This window comes from Mesorhizobium sp. M2A.F.Ca.ET.037.01.1.1, from assembly GCF_003998075.1.
Lineage (GTDB): Bacteria > Pseudomonadota > Alphaproteobacteria > Rhizobiales > Rhizobiaceae > Mesorhizobium.
Genome location: NZ_RZSA01000728.1, coordinates 1 through 3,555 on the forward strand (window position 1 = coordinate 1; position 3,555 = coordinate 3,555).

The following is a 3,555-nucleotide window of genomic DNA, read 5'->3' on the forward strand; positions in this document are numbered from 1 at the left end:
CTTCGGCGCCCAGCAGCAGGTCGACAGGCTGGTGGCGAAGGAAGGGCTGGTCATGCTGCCGCCCTTTGACCATCCCGATATCGTCGCCGGGCAAGGCACGCTTGGGTTGGAGATCATGGAGCAGGTTCCGGACGCAGCATGCGTGCTGGTGCCGCTCTCCGGCGGCGGGCTCGCGGCCGGCGTCGCGGCGGCCGTCAAAGGCGTGAGCCCGGGCACCAAGGTCATCGGCATCTCGATGGCGGGGGGCGCGGCGATGAAAGCCAGCCTCGACGCAGGCCGGCCCGTGCAGGTCGAGGAACTGCCGACGCTGGCAGACTCGCTCGGCGGCGGCATCGGCCTCGACAACCAGCTGACCTTCGCCATGTGCCGCGACCTGCTCGACGACGTGGTCCTGCTTGCCGAGGACGAGATCGCCGCCGGCATTCGCCATGCCTATGAACAGGAACGCGAGATCGTCGAGGGCGCGGGCGCTGTCGGCATCGGCGCGCTGCTTGCCGGCAAGGTCAAAGTGAGCGGCCCGACTGTGCTCATCCTTTCCGGCCGCAACATCGACATGAGCCTGCACCGCCGCATCGTCTGCGGCGAGGCGGCCACAGCAACGGAGCGCGCCGTATGAACCGTATGACCATTCTGACCGAAGCAGAACTGCGCAAGATCGTGACGCTTGACCTCGATGCCGTCGCCTGCGTCGAGAACGCCTTTCGCGCCCTGGCCACGCTGCCGGTGGCATGCCGCCAATCTTGAGGCTCGACATTCACGAGCATCGCGGCGAGGTCGACGTGAAGGCCGCCTATGTGCCGGGCATAGACGGCTTCGCCGTCAAGATCAGCTCCGGCTTCTTCGACAATCCGAAGCTCGGCCTGCCGAGCGGCGGCGGCATGATGGTGCTGCTCTCGGCCAAGACCGGCGTGGTCGAGGCGCTGCTGCTCGACAATGGCTATCTGACCGATGTCCGCACCGCCGCTGCCGGCGCCGTCGCGGCCAGGCATCTGTCGCGCGAGGACTCCAAGGTCGCGGCGATCTTCGGCGCCGGTCTGCAGGCCGGCTTGCAATTGGAAGCGCTGCGTCTGGTGCGGCCGATCGAGGAAGCGCGCATCTGGGCGCGCGATGCCGCCAGGGCCGAGGCAACCGCAGCCCGCCTGCGCGACAGGCTGGGCATCATGGTTCGCGCCGAACCGGATGCGGCGAACGCGGCAGCCGGCGCCGACATCATCGTCACCACCACGCCGTCGACCGAACCGCTGATCAAGCCCGGCTTCGTCTCTGCCGGCCAGCACATCACCGCTATGGGCTCGGATGCCGAGCACAAGAACGAGATCGCGCCGGCGATCCTGCGCATGGCCGATCTCTATGTCGCCGACAGCGCCAAGCAGACGCGGCGCCTTGGCGAACTCCATCACGCCATCGAGGCTGCGGTTTTCGCAGCCGACGCCGAGGTCACCGAACTCGGCCAGATCATTGCCGGCAGCAAGCCCGGCCGGCGCTCGGCAAGCGACATCACCGTCGCCGACCTCACCGGCACCGGCGTGCAGGATACCGCGATCGCCACGCTTGCGCGGGATCGCGCGCGGGCGGCGAACGCCGGAACGACTTTCGAGAGCTAGTACCGGCCGCAAGGCCCAACAAACGAGGACCAAGAACGATGCAGCCAAACCTGAAATTCTCGCGGAGCGAATTTGCCGATCGCCTCGCCAAGACGCGGAGGGCCATGGAGGCCAAGGGGGTCGATCTTTTGATCGTCAGCGATCCCTCCAACATGGCCTGGCTGACGGGGTATGACGGCTGGTCCTTCTACGTGCATCAGGCGGTCATCGTGCCGCCTACGGGCGAGCCGGTCTGGTATGGACGCGGCCAGGATGCCAACGGCGCCAAGCGCACCGCCTATCTCGCGCATGACAACATCATCGGCTACGCCGACCACTATGTGCAGTCGACCGAGCGGCACCCGATGGATTACCTTGCCAGCGTGCTGGCTGAACGCGGCTGGGACAAGCTCAGCATCGGCGTCGAGATGGACAACTACTGGTTCTCGGCGGCTGCCTTCGCAGCACTGCAAAAACACTTGCCCAACGCCCGCTTCGCCGACGCCACCGCGCTGGTGAACTGGCAGCGCGCGGTGAAGAGCCCGACCGAGATCGAATACATGCGCAACGCCGCCCGCATCGTCGAGGCGATGCACCAGCGCATTGTCGACAGAATAGAAGTCGGCATGCGCAAATGCGATCTCGTCGCCGAGATCTACGATGCCGGCACGCGCGGCGTCGCCGGGATCGGCGGCGACTATCCGGCGATCGTGCCGCTGCTGCCTTCGGGTGCCGATGCTTCCGCACCGCATCTCACCTGGGACGACAAGCCTATGAAGGCGAATGAAGGCACGTTCTTCGAGATCGCCGGCTGCTACAACCGCTATCATTGCCCGCTGTCGCGCACCGTCTTCCTCGGCAAGCCAACGCAGGCGTTCCTCGACGCCGAGAAGGCGACGCTGGAAGGCATGGAGGCGGGCTTGGCCGCCGCCAAGCCCGGCAACACCTGCGAGGACATCGCCAATGCCTTCTTCGCGGTCCTGAAGAAATACGGCATCGTCAAGGACAACCGCACCGGCTATCCGATCGGCATTTCCTATCCGCCGGACTGGGGCGAGCGCACGATGAGCCTGCGCCCCGGCGACCGCACCGAGCTCCAGCCCGGCATGACCTTCCATTTCATGACGGGGCTGTGGCTGGAGACGATGGGACTGGAGATCACCGAGTCGATCCTGATCACCGACACCGGCGTCGAATGCCTGGCCAATGTGCCGCGCAAGCTCTTCGTGAAGGACTGAACGATGTCAGCTCTGCGTCCATCGCCGGTCGCGCCGACCGTCGACTTCGAGCGCGACGGCGTCCAGCACGGCTTTTTGCGCCTGCCCTACAGCCGCGACGATTCCGCCTGGGGGTCGGTGATGATCCCGGTCTGCGTCGTGCGCAACGGCAAGGGCTCGACGGCGCTGCTGACCGGCGGCAATCACGGCGACGAGTATGAAGGGCCGTTGGCGCTCTACGAGCTCGCCCGCACGCTCGATCCGAAACAAGTCTCCGGCACGATCATCATCGTGCCGGCGATGAACTATCCGGCGTTCCGGGCCGGCACCCGCACCTCGCCGATCGACAAGGGCAATATGAACCGCTCTTTCCCCGGCCGCCCGGACGGCACGGTGACGGAGAAGATCGCCGACTATTTCCAGCGCGAGCTGCTGCCGCGCGCGGACCTCGTCTTCGACTTCCACTCGGGCGGCAAGACGCTGGATTTCGTGCCCTTCTGTGCCGCGCACACGCTGCCGGACAAGGCGCAAGAGAAAAAGGCCTTCGCCGCGGTCGGGGCCTTCTCGGCGCCGTTCTCGATGCGCATGACCGAGATCGACGCGGTCGGCATGTATGACACGGCGGCCGAGGAGATGGGCAAGGTCTTCGTCACCACCGAGCTCGGCGGCGGCGGGACATCGCGGGCCGAAACCGTGCGGATTGCCCGGCGCGGCATCCTCAACGTGCTTCGCCATGCCGGCATAGTGTCTGGTGC

At 66.4% G+C, this 3,555-nt stretch carries 3 protein-coding genes and 1 pseudogene; all 4 read left to right on the forward strand.

Translation table 11 applies throughout. From position 1 onward, the window contains the following. Positions 1 to 616: pyridoxal-phosphate dependent enzyme (locus tag EOA27_RS27815; RefSeq protein ID WP_127257758.1), on the forward strand; the 616-nt coding region annotated here is incomplete at its 5' end. Further along, a pseudogene (locus tag EOA27_RS27820) lies at positions 613 to 1,604 on the forward strand (cyclodeaminase). The gene EOA27_RS27815 and the pseudogene EOA27_RS27820, both read left to right, overlap by 4 nt. A 38-nt stretch (positions 1,605 to 1,642) precedes the next feature. Beyond that, a complete protein-coding gene (doeA, locus tag EOA27_RS27825) occupies positions 1,643 to 2,821 on the forward strand; it encodes an ectoine hydrolase DoeA (RefSeq protein ID WP_126079301.1) in 1,179 nt (392 codons plus the stop codon). Positions 2,822 to 2,824: 3 nt separating this feature from the next. Continuing rightward, positions 2,825 to 3,555: N(2)-acetyl-L-2,4-diaminobutanoate deacetylase DoeB (gene doeB, locus EOA27_RS27830; protein ID WP_127257760.1), on the forward strand; the 731-nt coding region annotated here is incomplete at its 3' end.

What these genes read in the sequence shown, in the direction of transcription:
- doeA (WP_126079301.1), top strand. Translation starts at nt 1,643, where the DNA reads ATGCAGCCAAACCTGAAATTCTCGCGGAGCGAATTTGCCGATCGCCTC.